Origin of the sequence: Thermomonospora umbrina (genome assembly GCF_003386555.1) — a bacterium.
Classification (GTDB): Bacteria; Actinomycetota; Actinomycetes; order Streptosporangiales; family Streptosporangiaceae; genus Thermomonospora; species Thermomonospora umbrina.
Map to the genome: position 1 here is coordinate 985292 of NZ_QTTT01000001.1, position 17742 is coordinate 1003033.

Genomic DNA, 17742 nt, shown 5'->3' on the forward strand with positions numbered 1-17742 from the left:
CTACCCGGTGAGCCGGGCCAGGTCCCGGCGGATCTCGTGGCTGATGTGCTCGATGAGCCGCCTCAGGTCGCGGCAGTACACCGAGGGGTTGCGGTAGCCGTCGCCGGGCCGGTAGCGGTGGACGTAGTACCCGCCCCCGCAGACGTCCCGCACCGGGCACCGCAGGCAGGTCACCGGCAGCGCGGACAGCCCGATCTGGCGGGCCACCACCCCGGGATGACCGAGGGCGTCGTCGAACGGGTGCTCGGTCACCGTCAGACCGGTCTCGGGGGCCCCGGCGAACGAGGTCTTGAGGGTGTCCACCTGCTGCAGCGTGCCGTCGGTGTCGACCACGACGAGGGCGACCGGGGACAGCCCGATGCTCTCGGACCGGCTCCGACCCCCGAGGATCAGGTTGATGATCTCTTCGAGGAAGCGGATCCCCGTCTCCCGCCGCGGCGCCCGGTACCAGCGGTCGAACACGGCGGCCAGCCAGTCGGCATAGGGCGTGGCGTCCCCCCGCCCCGGATCAAGGCCCGGGGGCGGCGACCCCCAGCTTCCGTGCGGCAGCAGCAGGTCCACTTTGGGAGGGGCCGTCTCCAGCAGGGCCTCGTACGTCTCCACCGGGTCGTTGGCGAGGTCGACGGTGCACAGCAGACCCCGGTAGAGCCGCCGGTAGGGGCCGGACAGCAACGACAGCCCGCGCATCACGCGGGTGTGGCTGCCCCGGCCGTCGGCGTGCCGCCGGTGCCGGTCGTGGGCGGCCCGGTCGCCGTCGAGGCTGACCGACACCCCGATGTCGTGCCGGGCGAGCAGCCGGAGCATCGGCTCGGTCAGCAGCACCCCGTTGGTCTGGACGCTGATGTCGACGCGGCAGCCGGCCGGCGCGACGGCACGCAGCCCGCGGGCGACGGACTCGATGGTCCGGGGCCCGGCCAGCAGCGGCTCGCCGCCGTGCAGGACGACCCCGACCTCGGTGAGGCCGTGGGCGCGGGCGTGCTCGGCGATCCGCGCCGCGGTGGCGTCGATGACCGCGGCGGACATCGCGGTGGGACGGGCGCGCCAGCTCTGGTCGGCGGACTCGTACACGTAGCAGTGGTCACAGGCCAGGTTGCAGCGGCTGTGGAGCTTGAGGACGAACTCGCGGAACGGGGCGGGCCGCCAGCCGACGTCCCGCAGCCGGTCGAGGTCGATGCCCCGCCCGGGCCACTCCCCGCGCGGACGATCGGGTGGGGCGACGGCGGTGGTCGAGACGGAACGCGGGGACATTCAGGCGCCGGGCTCGTACATGCCCGACTGGAAACCGGCGACGACCTCGCGGGGGGCGGCGGCCTCGACCCGGACCCGGTTCAGCGCCTCGCCGAGGACGGTCCCGTCGAGGGAGAACAGCTCCGGCAGGGAGAGGCCGCTGACGTCGATCAGCACCGACTCGAATTCGCCGTCCGCGTCAGCCACCGAACGTCCTCCGCTCACACCCGGGTCACGGCGCACGGCACGCGTCCGGGCTGGATCAGCGGGCATCGTCGCCCGCACCCACTGTGGCAGATCTTAGCGATCGTGACACCCGAGCGAAGTGGGATGAAGTGGTGCCGCGGGTCAATTCATCGCCACGGCGTCCGGTTCCCGAACGGGCGGCCTCGGGTCTCGCGGTATATGACGGAACTCTTACGGGAATGCGGGACGTGCTGGTGCATTCGTCCGCCGGGTGCTCGAATGTTGAGATGACCAGCGAGGAGACGCGCGGTGCGCCGGTCGGCAGGCGGATCGTGCTCGGCATGCTCGGGCTCGGCGCGGCCGGGGTCGCCGTCGGCGCGAGCGCCCAGGAGAAGGTGAACACGGCCCTGGCCCCCATCGGGAGCCTGGAAGAGGTGCTGCCCGGGGCCGGGGGCTTCCGCTACTACTCGGTGGTCGACGGGGTGAAGCGGAAGACCCCGCAGACCTATCGGCTCACCGTGGGCGGGCTGGTGACCGAGCCGCGCACGTTCACGTTCGCCGATCTGCAGGCGCTGCCGCAGACGCAGATGACCAGGGACTTCCAGTGCGTCACCGGCTGGCGGGTCGAGGACGTCGCCTGGGCGGGGGTGGCGCTGCCCGACCTGCTGGACCTGGTGGGGGTCGCCCCGGAGGCGCGGGCGGTGCGGTTCCGGTCGTTCGACGGGGAGTACACCGAGTCGCTGACGCTGGAGCAGGCGCGGCGGCGGGACGTCCTGGTGGCGACGGGCATGGAGGGCGGCGCGGTGAAGCACGACCACGGCGGCCCGGTGCGGCTGTACGTGGCGCCCATGTACGCCTACAAGTCGCTGAAGTGGCTCGGGGGCATCGAGCTGACGAGGAAGGTCGTCCCGGGCTACTGGGAGGAGCGGGGCTACGACGTCGACGGGTGGGTCGGCCGGTCCAACGGGCGGAACGATGAGCCGACCTGAGCCGCTGACGAGGTTCACCGGCGGCCAGCGGGCGGTGCACCACGCGACGGCGGTGCTGATGCTGGTCTGCCTGGGCACGGCCGCCTGCCTGTACGTGCCGGACCTGTCCACCCTGGTGGGGCGGCGGAGCCTGATGAGGACCGTGCACATCTGGTGCGGGTTCGCGCTGCCGGTGCCGGTGCTGCTGGGCTGGCTGTCGCGGGCGTTCCGCGAGGACGTGCGCCGGCTCAACCGGTTCGAGGCGCGCGACCGGGAGTGGCTGCGCCGCGCGGACCGACGGGCGGTGGCCGACGGGCGCGGCATCCTCCCCGTCGGCAAGTTCAACGCGGGGCAGAAGCTCAACGCCGCCTTCGTGGCCGGATCCATCCTGGTCATGCTGGGCACCGGAACGATGCTCACCTTCCCCGACCCCTGGTCGGACGACTGGCGGACGGGGGCGACGTTCGTGCACGACTGGCTCACCATCGCCGTCCTCGCGGTGGTGCTGGGGCACCTCTGGTACGCGCTGCGCGATCCCGGCGCGATGGGCGCGATGTGGCACGGGCGCGTCGGGCGGGACTGGGCCGCCCGCCATCACGCCGGCTGGCTCGACGAGTCGGGCGACGCGTTGGTCAAGGCCCCGGATCCGGAGCCGGAACGTTCTGTAAAGAGTGGAAATCCGGACTCCGCCAACCCTTGACACTCTCCGCCAAAACGCTGGAATGGGCGGTGAGCCCGCGCGCCGGACCTGCGGGCGCACGGCGCGTCCCCGCCCGGCTCCGGCGCAGATGAGGGGGGTGCCCGGATGCGCGTGCCGACCGACCAGAGGCCCATCGTCGGTCGCGAGTTGCTCTCGCGACGCCTGGAGACGGAGTTCGCGGTGTTGTCCGCGGAGAGCGTGCGGCGGTGCGTCGCCGACGTGCTGGCGTGCATGGCCCATCTCGGGGTGGAGCCCGCGCCCGCGGTGGTCGAGCGGATGGCCCGCGAGCACCTGGTCGGGATGGTCAAGTCCGAGCCGCCGTCCGGCCGGGCGTCCCTGGAGGGCGCCCGCCTGCGGCCGGGCCCCGACGACGCCCGCTGAACGCTAGGGTGGTCATCCGCGCCCCGTTCGCGGGCGGTGCCCGCGTGGCCGGGCACAGGATCGACTCTGAGAAGGTGGAGGGGTGAGCCCCCGCAGCCGCGCATCCGGGGATCCCCAGCCGCCGGGCGACGCTCCCGACGAGCCACTGGACGAGATCGCCGGCATCTTCGACGACATGCTGCGGCACGCCCGGGAACTGCTGGCCGTGCGCAGCCCGCTGGACGCCGAGCTGATCGTCAGCGAGATCCTGGGGTCCTGGTGGGGCCGCTGGCCGGTGGACGACGACGTGGACCGGCTGATCGGCGAGGCCCTGGTCGGGCACGCCGCCCGGGCCGGGACGCCGGCGGCGCTGGCGCTGCTGACCGGGATGGCCTACCTGGGCACCACCCGGCAGGCGGTCAAGGCCGAACGCGCCGCGCTGGAGCTGATGGACCACGGGGTGGCGCGGCCGGGCTGGGCCGACCGGGTGGGCATGGTCGTGGCGGAGGAGTGCTTCACCTCCCGCGACGTGTACGGCGACCAGGACTCGATCGTCTGCACCTTCGGCTATGCGGGCGAGGAGCGGCACGCGCTGGTGGTCACGGTCGATCACAACCGCTCCGGGATGGTCCGCGACGCCTGGGTGTCCTCTCAGGTCGACAAGCTGTTCGAGCACTGCCGCGAGGAGGACCGCAGCAACCCGCTGGTGGTGTTCCGGCAGATGGACCCTCGGGACACGCGGGCGCTGCTGGAGCACGCCCTGACCGTCACGGGCGAGCAGGACGACCCTCCCGTCACCGACACCTTCGCCGCCTACCACGCGTTCCTGCGGGCCCGGGTGCGGGCGCTGCCGCCGGGCGGGCTGCCGCCCCGGGCCCCGGTGCACGGCCGGGACTGGCGCGCCACGCTGGCCGCCCGCTTCCTGGCCTCCGACGAGGCCGAGGGCCTGTCGGACCGTTCCGCCGCCGGCCGCTGCGTGGACCGGATCATCGAGTTCGGCTGCGAGGACGACCACGGCAGGCCGCTGCGGGTGAGCCCGGTCAAGTGCGAGCTGTTCCTGCTGGACTGGCTGCCCCGCAAGGTGCTGCTCTCGCCCGCCGAGCACGACGCCATGCCGCACGTGCTGGCCGCCTGGGTGCGATGGGCGGCCCGGCAGACCGGGCTCCCCTCGGAGGGCGTCAGGGCGACGCTGGACGCCGTCTGGGACGCCACCGGCCGGTTCACCCGGCTCTTCCGCGACCCGGAGGCGTTCGGGCTGGACCCGTCGGTGGTGCGGCGGCTGCTGCCGGACGGGGAGTTGGAGGCGCTGCCCCGGCGGGCGTTCGCGCTGCCGTTCCTGTCGGGCGAGCACCACGTCCCGGGGCGCGGGCGGATCGACCTGGCGACGCTGGACCCGGCCGATCCCGCCGACCGGCGGACCATGCTGGAGTTCGAGCACCCGGGCGCGGCCGAGGAGCACCTGGCGGCCCACGAGCGGCTCGCCGTCCGGCTGTGGAACGCCGAGCCGCCCGAGCTGTGGGAGGCCGCGCAGGCGCTGCTGGACGCGGGGCAGGAGCGGCACCAGATCCTGCATCGGCTGATCGAGGTGCTCGAACGCTGCCGGGACGACCCCGACGCCCTGCGTGCGGCGCTGGTGGCGCTGCGACACGACCCGCCGCCGATGTGAGGCCCCGGTGTGAGACCCCGGTGTGAGATCGGCCATGGGCGTCGGCGCGATCCGCGGTTTGCGGGAGACTCGTGGGACGGCGATTATCGGAGGCTTCGGGGGTGACCGGAACGCCGCGGCGGCAGCCGGCGCCCGTTCGCTCCGACCCCCCGAAGACGGCCTGTGAGGAGTGATCTTGTGGAGTGGTCCGAGTTCGCCCGACGCCTCGGCCGTGAGCTGGCGGGTCTCGATCACGGCGTCATCCTCATCGTGCGCGAGCGCGTGGAGGACCGGCACTACGTCCAGGCCATCCGGGAGCCCGACCGTCTCTACGCCGAGGCCGTCAGCAATCACTTCCTCGACGGTCCGCTCCTGCTGACCGCCGCCGACGAGGAGGTCATGGTCGAGGCCGGCTGGAACCCGCCGGGCCCGCGCCGCGCGCCGGGCGAGACCGCCGTCCCGACCGGTGATCCGGCGCCCCACAACTGGTGGACCGAGCTGTCGTACTTCGCCACCGCCGCCGACCACGCCCGGCTGGCCGACATGATGGTGCACGCGCTGCGCGACGTGCAGGGCGTGCGGCGGCCCGCGGACCTGGAGTACGAGTCGTTCCGCCGGTTGGGCAACGGCCGCATCGAGCTGGCGGACTTCGGGATCGCCCCGGCCGACCCGTCCCGCCTGACCGAGCGCCGGTCCTCCGCCGACGCGGTGGCGGCCGCGCCGCCGGTCGTCGACCCGGTGATGTCCGCTCCGGTCAACGATTCCGGGCCGGAGGCCCGGCCGCGCGCCGCCAACGGGGTCTCCCGCGAACGGGCCGTCGCCCAGGCCCGTCCGGTGCCGATGCCCGCGCCGCCGGCGGTGCTCGCCCCGGCGGACGGCGAGGGCGAGCCGGAGCGCCGGCTGACGGCCGCCAAGCAGGAGGGCGACCACGTCACCTACTTCGACGTGCTGCTGCGCTCGGAGCTGATCCTGCCGGTGGCCGACGACCCGACGGCCGGCGACCTGGTCACCATCACGATCGCCGACAGCGTCTACGTGATGGTGTTCTCCTCGCCACGGGCCCTGGCGCAGTCGCTGCGGCCCGGGGAGCCCGTGCCGCCGCCGCACCGGCGGATGACGTTCGGGGCGTTGGCGGCCTCCTGGCCGGACCCGTCGTGGTCGCTGGCCGTCAACCCGGGGCTGCCCAGCGAGATCCACCTGGACGCCGCGGCGGTCGCCCGGATCGACGGGACGCGTCGCGGGGCCGCCGAGCCGCCGGCCCCGGCCACCGGGCCCCTTCCCGTACAGGGCCCCTCTGCGCCGGTCGCCGCGCCCGTTCCGGTCCCCGCTCCCCTCCCGACGCCCCTTCCGGCCCCGGTGCCGCAGCCGACGCCGGAGCCGGAGCCGGTGCGGGCCGCCGGCAAGCCGCTGCCGTTGCCGTTGCCGCACGGAGTGCAACTGTGGGGCGACGACGGGGAAGGAGAGAGCGCCCGGCCCCTCGCTGTCTATGACGCCATCAGCGGAGGTTGGACCCGCGTTCCGTCGGTTTCTGAGGAATCGGGGCACCTCGGGCGATGAACGTACGGTGGACGCGCTACCGTCACCATGCGCAAACACGACTTGCCCGCCAGGAGTAGGACCGCTTGGACTGGACCGATTTCGCCCAACGCCTGACCCGAGAGCTGATCCACCTCCCGGTGGACGCCTTCGTCATTTTGCAGGGTCCCGGGGGCTCTCCGTACGTGCAGGCGATGCGCTACCTCAACGGGCTGCACGCGGAGGCGGTGAGCAGCGACTACCTGCCCGAGCCGCTGGACTCCCGGCAGGAGGCCCGGCTCGCGGAGCTCGGCTGGCGGGCCCCGGACGGCCGCGCCCGCCGCAACTGGTGGTGCCGGGTGATGCTCCCCGCCGACATCTCCGCCATCACCCCGGAGCAGGCGGCCGACTGCGGCGCGCTCGCGGCGCGGATGGCGTCCGCGTTCCGCGACGTGTACCGGGTGCCCTCGCTGGCCGACCTGTCGTACGAGGCCAACCGGAACGGCGAGCAGGGCGGGCCCGTGCCGATGCCGGGCCTGGGCATCGCCGAGGTGGGCGAACGGTCCCGGACCGCCGACGTGCCGGAGTGGCCGGAGTTCGCCGAGCGGCTGGCCCGCGAGCTGGCGGCGCTGGAGCCGGAGATGGCCCTGGTCATCTCGCGGCGCGACCAGGAGAGCCACTACGTCCAGGCGTTCCGCGACGCCAAGCGGGTCCGCGCCGAGGCCGTCAGCGGGCGGGCGCTGCCCCCCGGCGCGCCGAAGTTCGACTCCCGCGAGGAGGACCGGCTGGCCGCCGCCGGCTGGCTGCCGCCGGGGGTGCACCCCAACTGGACCTTCGACATCCCCTCGGGCGTGGGCCCGGACGGCTGGCGGGGGCTGGCCGCCATGATGGTCACCGCCCTGCGCGACGTGCAGCTCGCGCGGCATCCCGCCGAGCTGGTGTACGAGGCGTTCCTGGGCGCGTCCCACATCGAGCTGACGGGGTTCGGCATCGAGGCCGCCGTCTCCGACCAGGTCGACCTGCGCCGGACCAGTCCTCCGCTGCGGGAGCCGGTGGCCCCCGTCCAGGCCCCTCCTCCCCTTCCGTCCAAGGCGACGCCCCCTCCCGCCGAGGCCCCCACCAAGGCGGTGCCCACACCCGAGCCCCCGCCCGCCGCCGCTCCCCCACGGCCCAAGCCGATGCAGCCGCTCCAGCCCGTCCAGCCGGGTGGCGGCCGGTCCGCCCGTCCACCCGCGGGCGGCGAACTGGAGGAACGGTTGGCGGCGGCCAAGACCCGTGGCGACCAACCCGGATACCTGGGCCTGATCCTGCGGGCGGAGCTGTTCGTGCCGGTCGAGGGCGGCGAACGTCCGATGACCGCCGAATACCGCGACGGCACGTACGTCCTCGCGTTCACCTCCACGGAGGCGATGGACTGGGCGCTGGGCGGCAAGCTCATGGACTACCGCCGCACCACGTTCACCGAACTCGTCCGCAACTGGCGTCGCCCGGACTGGCAACTGGCCATCAACACGAAGCTGCCCAGCTCCGCCTACATCGACTCGGGCACCATCCAACGCGCCTCCCAACGCGCCCGAACGAGCCGCCGCCCCAGCCCCGAGCCATCCCCCCAGCCGGCCCGGCCGCCCCGCGCCGAACCGCCCCTGCCGCTCCCCCACGTGCAGCAGCCGCCCCGAACGGAGCCTCAGGGCCCTCCGCAAGCGCCGACACCGCAATCCCCGCATGCAGCCCAACCGGCCCAGGAGCCTCAGCGGTCGCAAGCATCGCAGCAGCCGCGTAATCCAACGCAGGGCTCCCCGACGCCGCAACAGCCGCAGCTCCCCGCGCCTCCCGAACCGCAGCGGTCGCATCGGTCCCAGCCGCCCCATGAGACTCCGCAGCGGCCGCAGCGACCGCATTCCCCAACGCCGCAGCCGCACGTTACCCAGGAGCCGTACTCACGCAAAGAGCCGCAACCTCCATCGCGCACACCACATCGGCCTCCAGAGCCCCATAGGCCGCAGCAGTCGCCTCTGCCGGGAGCGCACGAGTCTCGGCCGCAAGGGTCCCGAGGGGCGCAGGGGTCGCATCTTCGGGTCGTGCCCGATCCGCCCGGCGCGCCCGTGCCCCGGCCAGGGTCGGGTGTCGAGGTGGGGGACGGCACCGTTCTGCAGAAGGTCATCCGCCCGGACCACGTCGCGCACTACCTCGACGGGGGCTACGACTGGGTGGGGGGCACCGTTCACCGGCTGGAGGACGTCGGGGGGATGCGGACGCCCGAGGAGCTGGTCCCGGCGCTGGGGCTGGACTATGAGGGGTCGCCGTTCTCGCCGTGGCACCGTGAGGTGTACGTGATCCGCTGGCAGGTCATCAGGGCCGGGCTGGTGGGGGCGGACCCGTCGGCGGGCGGGACCGTGCCCGCGTTGCGGATGGGGAGTCGGCGGCTGCCGCACGGCGCGGAGATGTTCCGCATGGACCATCTCGGGGCGGAGGCGTTCGTGGCGGTGTACGACGCCGACCTCCGCGGTTGGCACCGGACCGAGGGGGCCGGGTCATGATCGTTCGGGACGGGTTCTACGCGAGCTGGCGGGGTCTGGAGTACGAGGCGGGGCCCGACGGCGAGGAGATCAGGCTGTACACCGGGGCGCCCGCCGAGGGTTTCACGGAGGTCGGGCCCGGACGTCACGTGCGGGTGGTGGCGGCGGACGAGGTGGAGCGGCTGTCCTACATCACCACGATGTGCGAATGGCAGGGCGAGCCGTTCCAGGTGCTCGGCGAGCACGAGACCTGGCTGCGGGTGGAGTACGCCGGGACCGATCCGGCCGTCGCCGCGCGGCTGGGCCTGGAGCTGTTCGATCGGGGCGTCCATCAGGCGTGGGCGCCGCGCTCGGACGTCCGGGAACTCCGGGAGGAACGGATCTGATCGTCGCGTCGGGGGAATCATCCGGGGATGACACTCCCCGACCGGCCGTCCGTGCTGACCCCCGGCCAGGCCCGGGCGCTGTTCCGGACCGGCGCCGACACCCCGACGACCAGCGGCTGGTGCCGCGGACACGCGCAGGCCAACCTGCTGGCCGTCCCGCGCGACCTGGCGTTCGACGCGCTGTTGTTCGCCCACCGCAACCCCGCCGCGTGCCCGGTGCTGGAGGTGACCGACCCCGGCGACCCGCATCCCCGGGAGATGGCCCCGGCGGCCGACCTGCGCACCGATCTGCCCGCGTACCGGATCTACGAGCACGGCGTGCCGGTCGCCGAGGTCGGTGACGCGACCGCGTACTGGCGCGACGACCTGGTGGCGTTCCTGATCGGGTGCAGCTTCAGCTTCGAGGCGGCGCTCGCGGCGGCCGGGGTGCCGATCCGGCATGTGGAGCAGGGCCGCAACGTGGCGATGTTCCTCACCGACCGGCCCTGCGTCCCGGCGGGGCGGCTGGCGGGGCCGCTGGTGGTGTCGATGCGGCCCGTCCCGGAGGCGCTGGTGGAGACCGCGATCGAGGTGAGCGGCCGGTTCCCGACCCATCACGGGCCGCCCGTCCACGTCGGGGATCCGGCGGCGTTGGGCATCGCGGATCTGGGCCGGCCGGACTTCGGGGATCCGGTGGCGGCCGAGCCGGGGGACGTTCCGGTGTTCTGGGCCTGTGGGGTGACACCGCAGGCGGCGCTGATGACCGGTGCGCCGGAGTTCGCGATCACCCACGCCCCCGGCCGGATGTTCATCACCGACCGCGCCGACTAGGTTCACGGGTATGGCGGTCATCGACATCAACGCCGACCTCGGCGAGGGCTTCGGCGTGTGGACGCTGGGCGACGACACGGCGCTGTTGGACGTCGTCACCAGCGCCAACGTGGCCTGCGGGTTCCATGCGGGCGATCCGTTGATCATGCGGCGGGTGTGCGAGGCGGCGGTCGCCCGGGGCGTGGCGGTGGGCGCGCAGGTGTCGTACCGGGACCTGGCCGGGTTCGGCCGGCGCGAGATGGACGTGGCGCCGGAGGAGCTGGCCGCCGAGGTGCTGTATCAGCTCGCCGCGCTCGACGGGATCGCCCGGACGGCGGGCGGCCGGGTGTCCTACGTGAAGCCGCACGGCGCACTGTACAACCGGATCGCCCGTGACGCCGTGCAGGCGAGGGCGGTCGTCGAGGCCGTCGAGGCGTACGACGCGTCGCTGCCGCTGCTGACGTTGCCGGGTTCGGCGGTGCGCGGGGTGGCGGGGGCGTTGACGGTCGTGGCGGAGTGCTACGCCGACCGGGCGTACACGCCGGAGGGTTCGCTGGTGTCGCGGCGGCTGCCGGGCGCGGTCGTCCACGACACGGATGCGGTGGTCGAGCGGGCGGTGCGGATGGCGGTGGAGGGCGTCGTCACCGCCGTCGACGGCACCGACGTGCGCGTGGCGGCCCGGTCCCTCTGCGTCCACGGCGACACCCCGGGCGCGGTGAGCCTGGCCCGCGCCGTGCGGGAGGCGCTCGCGGGGGCGGGCGTGGACGTGCGGCCGTTCGCGTCATGACGATGCGGGTGAGGCGCGCGGGCGACACGGCGCTGTTGGTGGACGTCGAGGACCTGTCGGTCGCGCACCGGCTGCACGCGGCGGTCCGGGCTTCGGGCGTTCCCGGGGTCGTCGAGGTCGTCCCGGGTGAACGCACGGTGCTGATCGTGGCGGATCCGGTGCGATGCGACCTCGATCGGCTCGCGGCTCGGCTGCCCTTCCTGACGCCGGCGGAACGGGCGGAGGACGAGGCGGCGGCGATCGAGATCCCGGTGGTCTACGACGGTGAGGACGTCGCCGAGGTGGCGGAGCTGACGGGTCTGAGCGCCGAGGAGGTGGTGCGGCGGCACGTGTCCGGCTCCTATGTGGTGGCCTATCTGGGGTTCTCGCCCGGGTTCGGCTATCTGACCGGGCTGGATCCGGTGCTGCACGTGCCGCGTCGTTCGAACCCTCGCACGTCGGTGCCGGCCGGGTCCGTGGCGATCGCGGGCCCCTACGCGGCCGTGTACCCGTCGGCGTCTCCGGGGGGCTGGAGGTTGCTGGGGCGTACGGAGGCGGCCTTGTGGGACGTCCACCGCGACCCTCCGGCGTTGCTGCGGCCGGGCGCGCGGGTCAGGTTCGTCCGATGATCGAGGTGGTGCGTCCGGGTCCGCTGGCCACGGTGCAGGATCTCGGGCGTCCGGGGCTCGCGCACCTCGGCGTGCCCTCGTCGGGCGCGGTCGACGGGCGGAGCCTCCGCCTGGCGAACCGGCTGGTGGGCAACCCGGAGGGCGCGGCGTGCCTGGAGCTGACGTTCGGGGGCGCGGCGCTGCGGTTCCATGGGGCGGCTTGGGTCGCGGCGACCGGGGCTCCGTCGCCGCTCCGCGTGGACGGGCGCGCCGCCGGTCTGAACGGGCCGTGCCGGGTCCCGGCGGGGGCCTTGGTCGAGTTCGGTCTCCCCCTGGAGGGTGCGCGGACGTACCTGGCCGTGCGCGGCGGGCTGGCGGTCGAACCCGTTCTGGGCAGCCGGTCCACCGATCTCCTGTCCGGTCTGGGCCCGGCACCGCTGAGCCCGGGAGATCGGCTGCCGGTCGCCGGTCGCGCGGACGGGCCGCCGATGGTGGTGGATCAGGCACCGGTGCCGTCTCTGCCGACCGTCCCGACGCTGCGGGTGCTGCCGGGGCCTCGGGACGACTGGTTCGCCCCGGGCGCCTTCGACGCGCTCACGACCGGCACATGGGTGGTGACGTCCGAAAGCAACCGGGTGGGCGTGCGACTCACGGGCCGTCCGCTGGAACGCGCGCGAGAGGGCGAGCTGCCCAGCGAGGGGATGGTGACGGGGGCGATCCAGGTGCCGCCGAACGGGCTGCCGATCGTCTTCCTGGCCGACCATCCGACGACCGGCGGCTACCCGGTGATCGGGGTGGTGACCGGGGTCGACATCCCGCTCGCCGCCCAACTGCGGCCGGGTCAGGAGATGCGGTTCCGGCGGGTCTAGAGCAGGGCGGAGACCCTGGCGACCTCGGGGTCCAGCAGCTCGGCGGGGACGTCCCGCCAGAGGGTGACGTCGACGCCGTCCTTGGCGTCCCAGGTCCCCGCGACCGTGCCCTCGTGGAGGACGACCGGGGAGATCCAGCCTGCGGCACGGCTGACCTCGCCGCGTCGTTCGGCCGGGATGAGGTACTCGGCGTTCGTACCCGCGCCCAGGACGTACTGGTCGAAGCCGCCGAGCATCCGCACACCCGTCGCCGGGCCCGTGTCCAGCAGCTCGTCGAGGTGCTCGGCGAGGACGAGCATGGGAGTGCCGTCCACCTCGACCGGCGTCAACTCGTCGTCCATGAGCGCGAACCAGGACTTCAGGTCCTTGCGACGGTGGATCTTGCGCATCAGCCACGCGTCGAACGCCTCGACGGTCGCCGGGCCGTGCGCGCCGAAGTAGGCGCGGATCACGGTGCGGGCGGCCTCCTCGACCGGCGGCGGGGCCGGCAGGTCGGCGGCGCGGAACGTCACCCGGTTGCCCTGGGACGGGCCGAAGCACAGCACCCCCCACCACGCCAGGGGCTTGAGCAGGGCTCCCCATCCGGAGCCGAGGGCCTCGGCGAGGTGCTCGGAGCGGGTGCGTTCGACGATCTCGGCGCTCAACTCCTCGCGGGTCAGGAGGACGCCCCCGGCGAGCGCATCGGTCGCGGCGGACGCCATCGCCTCCAGCTCGGCGGGGGTCGGGCCGAAGGCCTTCCGCCAGCTCGCCTTCTCCCAGTTGCGGACGGTGGCGCACAACGCCAGGTAGGCGGGGGCCTCGTCGGCCGGGAGCAGGTGCAGGGTCCCGCGCATCGCCCACGTCTTGACCAGGCCGCCGTCCTCCAGGGCCCGGGAGACCTCGCCGGGCTCGGGTGACGTCCGCCGGACGGAGACGGCCAGCTCGGCGGCGGAGGCGACCTGCGCCTGCACGCCCGCGAGACGTCGCACGACGTCGACGGCGGGCCCGTCGGACGCCGGGTCGAGGAACTGTCTGCGCATCCGCCAGGCCAGCGCGCGGCTCCAGCTCAGGGACTCCATGTCCCGATTATCCAAGGACGCCGGGAAAGGCGGCGCGGACGTCCTCGGCCGTCAGCACGGTCAGGTCGCCGGCCGTGGCGGCGGCCCCGAGCCGCGCGGCCCGCACCGCCCGCGAGGCGCACCCCTTCTCATAGAGGGAGCGGGCGAACCGGCCGTTGCCCAACTCGTCGATCCGGCCCTGCCCGCAGACCCGCTGGAAGATCAGCGCCAGGTCGTCCAGGGCGGCGTCCTCCCACCGGTCCCCGTTCTGCTCGGCGATCACCTGGGCGATCCGCAGCAACTCGTCGGGCCCGTAGGACGGGAACGCCACCCGCACGTCGAACCGGGAGGCCAGGCCCGGGTTGGAGCGCAGGAACCGGTCCATGTCGGTCTGGTAGCCGGCCAGCACGGCCACGAACCGCTCCCGGTCGTCCTCGGCGCGCTTCAGCAGCGTCTGCACGGCCTCCGCTCCGAACGCGTCGCCGCCGCCGTAGCCGGGGTTGTCCAGCGCGTACGCCTCGTCGACGAACAGGACCCCGCCGAGCGCGGAGTCGATCACCCGGTTGGTCTTGAGGGCGGTCGCGCCCAGATGCTCCCCCACCAGGTCGACCCGGTGCGCCTCCACGACCGAGGGACGCGCCAGCAGCCCGAGCGCGGCGAACACCCGGCCCAGCACCCTGGCCACGGTGGTCTTGCCCGTGCCGGGCGGCCCCACGAACACGAAGTGCCGCATCGGCGGACGGGCCGGCAGGCCCTGCTCCTCGCGCATCGCGGCGACCTGGAGCTGGGCGGCGATCTCGCGGACCTGACGCTTGACCGGCTCCAGACCGATCATCGCGTCCAGCTCCCCGAGGGCCTCCTCCAGGGTGGGCGTCTCGGTGTAGCCCCGGTACCGTTCGGTGACCTCGGCGAACGCGGTCTCGACGTCCTCGGCGCGCACCGTGACCAGGTCGTCGGCGCTGGGCCGGCGTCCCGACCAGGCGCCCGACCCGACCACCCGCACGTCGCGGGCCCGCGCCGCCGCCTCGGTCAGCGACCGGACGAACCGTCCGTTGCCCAGCTCGTCGATGATGCCCCGGCGGCACACGTCCTCGAACCGGGCCCGCAGCCGGCGGGCCGCCTCCTCGTCCAGCCGGTCGTCGCGCAGGCCCGTGTGGTACTCGGCGATCCGCAGCAGCTCGGCCGGCGAGTACGACGGGAAGCTCACCCGCGTGCCGAACCGCGAGGCCAGGCCGGGGTTGGAGTCGAGGAACGCCTCCATCTGCGACGCGTAGCCGGCCAGGATGATGACCAGGTTCTCCCGATCGTCCTCGGCCCGCTTGAGCAGCGTCTGCACGGCCTCGTCGCCGAACCGGTCGGGCTGCCCGTCGGCGGCGTTGACCAGCCCGTACGCCTCGTCGATGAACAGGACCCCGCCGAGCGCGGAGTCGACCAGCCGGTTGGTCTTGAGGGCGGTCGCGCCCAGGTGCTCGCCCACCAGGTCGGCCCGGTGCGCCTCGACCACGCCGGCGCGGGGCAGCAGCCCGAACGCGTGGAAGACGCCCGCCAGCACCCTGGCCACGGTGGTCTTGCCGGTGCCGGAGGGCCCGACGAACACGAAGTGCCGCATCGGCTTCTCGGTGGGCACGCCGGCCGCCGCCCGCAGGTGGGCGGCCTCGATGGACGCGGCGATGGAACGGACCTGCCGTTTCACCGGCTCCAACCCGATCATGCCCTCCAACTCGGCGAGCGCGTCCCCGACGGAGATCTCGGGGGCCTCCTCCGCCGGTTCGTGAACGGGCGGCAGGGTCTGCGCCGCGGCCCGCTGCTCGTACACCGCCTGCGTCGCCGGGGGCACGCCGACGCGCTCGCTCTCCGGGTCCTCGGGGTCGGCGGTCGCCGGCTTGCGGGGCGCGCCCTCCTGTTCCTGCACCCAGCCGGTGTCGTACGCCTCGGCGGGCACCGCGCGGCGGGACCGGTCCCAGCGGTAGCCGAGCACGGCGACGGCGACGAGCCAGGCGGGGCACACGTGCAGGACCGACAGCGGGCGGGCGGTCGCGGCGGCCACGACCCCGGCCGAGGCCAGCGCCAGCAGCACCGTCCGCCAGGGCGCGTACCCCCGCATGCGGGCCGCGCCGAACGACACCGGCGGCGCGAGCAGGGCCAGGAAGACCGCCTGGTGCTCGTGCTCGGGGTACTGGCGGCCCAGCGGCACCGACGCCGCCACCCAGCCCGCGACCACCGCCGCCACCGCCATGCCCGCCGGGGAGCGCATCGTCAGATGGCCGAGGGTCAACACGCCCAGCACGAGCGCCCCCGCGCCCACGACCTCGGGCGGCGGACGGCCCGCCAGCACCGTCGCGGCGACGGCCAGCGCCGCGCACAGCACCGCGGCCAGGAACCGCACACCCGGCTGGATCTGGAAGTACCGCCAGCGCAGGCGTTCGAAGAGGTCCCGCGCCGCGGTCCCTGCCGCCGGGCGGGACCGGGATCCGCCGAACTCTCGCATGCGCTCCGACTGGCCTCCTCGGTCGCCCGGGGATCGTCCGCGGCGAGGGGCGGGCGAACAGGTCCGATCATGCTCCACCTGACACCCCGCGCATGTCCAGCCTCGCACGGCGAGGGTCTTTCGACCATCCCGTCCGCACATGACGCGATGAACTGTGCGCGACGACACCGGGTCATCGCTGCCAGGATGGTCCCCGGCCGACCCGTCGCATCTCAGGAGACCCATGACCGACACGCTGCCCGGCCTGGAACCGTCCCGACCGAGCCCCGTCCCGCGCGGCGCGGACCACGCGATCGAGCGGGAGCTGCGGGCCGCCGGGGCGTCCCGGATCGCCGGGGTGGACGAGGTCGGCCGGGGCGCGTGGGCCGGGCCCGTGGTGGTCTGCGCCGCCGTCACGGACCTGGGCGACCCGCCCGAGCTGCCCGGCCGGGGCGGCGTCCCGGTGCGGCTGACCGACTCCAAGCTGCTCACGAGGGCGCACCGGGAGGCGTTCGCCGAGATCCTCCCGGACTGGCTGACGGCGTACGCGATCGGGGCGTCCGAGCCCGCCGAGATCGACGAGGTCGGCATGACCGAGGCGCTTCGGCGCGCGGCCGTCCGCGCCCTGGAGGCGCTGCCGGACCGGCCCGACATGGTGATCCTCGACGGCGGGCACGACGTGCTGGGCAGACCGTGGCGGGTGCGCTGCGAGATCAAGGCCGATCAGCGGTCGGTGAGCGTCGCCGCCGCCTCGGTCATCGCCAAGGTGCATCGCGACCGGCTGATGGCGGGGCTCGGCGAGGACCACCCGGCCTACGGGTTCGCCGAGAGCGCCGGCTATCCCTCGCCCGTGCACCAGCGGGCCCTGGAGGAGTCGGGGCCGACCCCCCATCACCGGCTGTCCTGGTCGTATCTGGACGCCCTGCCCCAATGGCGGCATCTGCGCAAGCACCGCGACCCCCTCGCGGGATCCGGGCAGCTCTCCTTCCTGTAGACGGCCATAAGCGCAGCCCACGCGGGTAGGGCACCGTCCTATACGGGAGGTGCGTGTGATGGACGCCGTCGTCAAGAAACTGCTGCGCGAGGCCGGGCACACCTATGCCGAGGACGCCGGGATCCCCCTCAAGGATCAGCCGTCGGCGCTGTTCAAGCTGCTGGTGCTGGCCAACCTCCTGAGCGCCCGCATCTCCTCCGAGATCGCGGTCGCGGCGGCGCGCGAGCTGTTCGAGGCGGGCGGCGGCACCGCGCGCGGCCTGGACCGCATGTCCTGGCAGGACCGGGTCGACGCGCTGGGCCGGGGCCACTACGTCCGGTACGACGAGAGCACCTCGACCCGGCTGGGCGACACGGCCGAGCTGGTGCAGGACAAGTACCACGGCGACCTGCGGCGGCTGGCCCGCGACTCCGAACGCGTCCCCGACCGGGCCGCTGAGCTGCTGCGGGAGTTCCCCGGCATCGGGCCGACCGGTGTGGACATCTTCTGCCGCGAGGCGCAGGCCGTGTGGCCGTGGCTGCGCCCCTACTTCGACGATCAGGCCCTCAAGGGCGCCGAACGGCTGGGGCTGCCCACCGACCCCAAGCGGCTGGCCGAGCAGGTGCCGGACAAGGATCTGGCCCGCCTCGCCGCCGCGCTGGTCCGGGTGGCCCGCGACAAGAAACTCGCGGACGCCGTGAAGAACGGCAAATAACACCGATCCGGGCGT

The 17742-nt window shown here is 74.0% G+C and carries 17 protein-coding genes; 13 read left to right on the plus strand and 4 right to left on the minus strand.

What is annotated here, in order from left to right; genetic code table 11:
- Window positions 1-1248 carry an FxsB family cyclophane-forming radical SAM/SPASM peptide maturase gene (locus DFJ69_RS04290; RefSeq protein WP_116021279.1) on the minus strand — a complete coding sequence of 416 codons (1248 nt, stop codon included), beginning with the start codon at window positions 1246-1248 and terminating at the stop codon, window positions 1-3.
- Window positions 1249-1434 (minus strand): FxSxx-COOH cyclophane-containing RiPP peptide, encoded by a 186-nt coding sequence (fxsA, locus tag DFJ69_RS04295; RefSeq protein ID WP_170177532.1) that lies wholly within the window; start codon window positions 1432-1434, stop codon window positions 1249-1251.
- 266 nt (window positions 1435-1700) lie between these two features.
- On the opposite strand from fxsA, the gene DFJ69_RS04300 reads away from it, so the two are divergent.
- The 11 genes from DFJ69_RS04300 to DFJ69_RS04350 all read left to right on the plus strand — a co-directional run bounded on the left by DFJ69_RS04300 (window position 1701) and on the right by DFJ69_RS04350 (window position 12535).
- Window positions 1701-2402, plus strand: a complete 702-nt coding sequence (locus DFJ69_RS04300) for a molybdopterin-dependent oxidoreductase (RefSeq protein WP_116021281.1) — start codon at window positions 1701-1703, stop codon at window positions 2400-2402.
- Window positions 2389-3081 (plus strand): cytochrome b/b6 domain-containing protein, encoded by a 693-nt coding sequence (locus DFJ69_RS04305; protein WP_116021282.1) that lies wholly within the window; start codon window positions 2389-2391, stop codon window positions 3079-3081. The genes DFJ69_RS04300 and DFJ69_RS04305 overlap by 14 nt, the downstream gene beginning before the upstream one ends.
- A 105-nt stretch (window positions 3082-3186) precedes the next feature.
- Window positions 3187-3462, plus strand: a complete 276-nt coding sequence (locus tag DFJ69_RS04310; protein ID WP_116021283.1) for a hypothetical protein — start codon at window positions 3187-3189, stop codon at window positions 3460-3462.
- 82 nt (window positions 3463-3544) lie between these two features.
- Window positions 3545-5107: a hypothetical protein gene (locus tag DFJ69_RS04315; RefSeq protein WP_425453298.1), complete on the plus strand. Its 1563-nt coding sequence runs from the start codon at window positions 3545-3547 to the stop codon at window positions 5105-5107.
- A gap of 177 nt (window positions 5108-5284) precedes the next feature.
- Window positions 5285-6643 (plus strand): SseB family protein, encoded by a 1359-nt coding sequence (locus DFJ69_RS04320; RefSeq protein WP_116021284.1) that lies wholly within the window; start codon window positions 5285-5287, stop codon window positions 6641-6643.
- A gap of 65 nt (window positions 6644-6708) precedes the next feature.
- Window positions 6709-9138, plus strand: a complete 2430-nt coding sequence (locus DFJ69_RS36070) for a TY-Chap domain-containing protein (RefSeq protein WP_116021285.1) — start codon at window positions 6709-6711, stop codon at window positions 9136-9138.
- Window positions 9135-9503, plus strand: a complete 369-nt coding sequence (locus DFJ69_RS04330; RefSeq protein ID WP_211328505.1) for a hypothetical protein — start codon at window positions 9135-9137, stop codon at window positions 9501-9503. Before DFJ69_RS36070 ends, DFJ69_RS04330 begins: the two co-directional genes overlap by 4 nt.
- A gap of 27 nt (window positions 9504-9530) precedes the next feature.
- Window positions 9531-10313: a putative hydro-lyase gene (locus tag DFJ69_RS04335; RefSeq protein ID WP_116021286.1), complete on the plus strand. Its 783-nt coding sequence runs from the start codon at window positions 9531-9533 to the stop codon at window positions 10311-10313.
- 10 nt (window positions 10314-10323) lie between these two features.
- Window positions 10324-11079: a LamB/YcsF family protein gene (locus DFJ69_RS04340; protein WP_116021287.1), complete on the plus strand. Its 756-nt coding sequence runs from the start codon at window positions 10324-10326 to the stop codon at window positions 11077-11079.
- A gap of 2 nt (window positions 11080-11081) precedes the next feature.
- Window positions 11082-11687, plus strand: coding sequence for a 5-oxoprolinase subunit PxpB (gene pxpB / locus DFJ69_RS04345; protein WP_116021288.1), 606 nt, complete (start codon window positions 11082-11084; stop codon window positions 11685-11687).
- The gene (locus tag DFJ69_RS04350; RefSeq protein WP_116021289.1) at window positions 11684-12535 is read left to right on the plus strand and encodes a 5-oxoprolinase subunit C family protein; all 852 of its coding nucleotides are present in this window, start codon (window positions 11684-11686) and stop codon (window positions 12533-12535) included. Before pxpB ends, DFJ69_RS04350 begins: the two co-directional genes overlap by 4 nt.
- Here the strand turns inward: DFJ69_RS04350 and DFJ69_RS04355 are convergent.
- Window positions 12532-13593, minus strand: coding sequence for a winged helix DNA-binding domain-containing protein (locus tag DFJ69_RS04355; RefSeq protein ID WP_116021290.1), 1062 nt, complete (start codon window positions 13591-13593; stop codon window positions 12532-12534). The two genes, DFJ69_RS04350 and DFJ69_RS04355, sit on opposite strands and share 4 nt — an antisense overlap.
- Before the next feature lie 7 nt (window positions 13594-13600).
- Window positions 13601-16060 carry an AAA family ATPase gene (locus DFJ69_RS04360; protein ID WP_116021291.1) on the minus strand — a complete coding sequence of 820 codons (2460 nt, stop codon included), beginning with the start codon at window positions 16058-16060 and terminating at the stop codon, window positions 13601-13603.
- Between the two features lie 223 nt (window positions 16061-16283).
- On the opposite strand from DFJ69_RS04360, the gene DFJ69_RS04365 reads away from it, so the two are divergent.
- Both DFJ69_RS04365 and DFJ69_RS04370 read left to right on the plus strand, forming a co-directional pair.
- The gene (locus DFJ69_RS04365; RefSeq protein WP_116021292.1) at window positions 16284-17033 is read left to right on the plus strand and encodes a ribonuclease HII; all 750 of its coding nucleotides are present in this window, start codon (window positions 16284-16286) and stop codon (window positions 17031-17033) included.
- 58 nt (window positions 17034-17091) lie between these two features.
- Complete coding sequence (locus DFJ69_RS04370) at window positions 17092-17727, plus strand: HhH-GDP family DNA glycosylase (RefSeq protein ID WP_116021293.1); 636 nt, start codon at window positions 17092-17094, stop codon at window positions 17725-17727.
- Window positions 17728-17742: the final 15 nt, after the last annotated feature.

Excerpts from the sequence above, each read along its gene's own strand:
- DFJ69_RS04290 (WP_116021279.1), bottom strand. The coding sequence starts at position 1,248 with ATGTCCCCGCGTTCCGTCTCGACCACCGCCGTCGCCCCACCCGATCGT.
- DFJ69_RS04300 (WP_116021281.1), top strand. The coding sequence starts at position 1,701 with ATGACCAGCGAGGAGACGCGCGGTGCGCCGGTCGGCAGGCGGATCGTG.
- DFJ69_RS04305 (WP_116021282.1), top strand. The coding sequence starts at position 2,389 with ATGAGCCGACCTGAGCCGCTGACGAGGTTCACCGGCGGCCAGCGGGCG.
- DFJ69_RS04310 (WP_116021283.1), top strand. The coding sequence starts at position 3,187 with ATGCGCGTGCCGACCGACCAGAGGCCCATCGTCGGTCGCGAGTTGCTC.
- DFJ69_RS04330 (WP_211328505.1), top strand. The coding sequence starts at position 9,135 with ATGATCGTTCGGGACGGGTTCTACGCGAGCTGGCGGGGTCTGGAGTAC.
- DFJ69_RS04335 (WP_116021286.1), top strand. The coding sequence starts at position 9,531 with ATGACACTCCCCGACCGGCCGTCCGTGCTGACCCCCGGCCAGGCCCGG.
- DFJ69_RS04340 (WP_116021287.1), top strand. The coding sequence starts at position 10,324 with ATGGCGGTCATCGACATCAACGCCGACCTCGGCGAGGGCTTCGGCGTG.
- pxpB (WP_116021288.1), top strand. The coding sequence starts at position 11,082 with ATGCGGGTGAGGCGCGCGGGCGACACGGCGCTGTTGGTGGACGTCGAG.
- DFJ69_RS04350 (WP_116021289.1), top strand. The coding sequence starts at position 11,684 with ATGATCGAGGTGGTGCGTCCGGGTCCGCTGGCCACGGTGCAGGATCTC.
- DFJ69_RS04355 (WP_116021290.1), bottom strand. The coding sequence starts at position 13,593 with ATGGAGTCCCTGAGCTGGAGCCGCGCGCTGGCCTGGCGGATGCGCAGA.
- DFJ69_RS04360 (WP_116021291.1), bottom strand. The coding sequence starts at position 16,060 with ATGCGAGAGTTCGGCGGATCCCGGTCCCGCCCGGCGGCAGGGACCGCG.
- DFJ69_RS04365 (WP_116021292.1), top strand. The coding sequence starts at position 16,284 with ATGACCGACACGCTGCCCGGCCTGGAACCGTCCCGACCGAGCCCCGTC.
- DFJ69_RS04370 (WP_116021293.1), top strand. The coding sequence starts at position 17,092 with ATGGACGCCGTCGTCAAGAAACTGCTGCGCGAGGCCGGGCACACCTAT.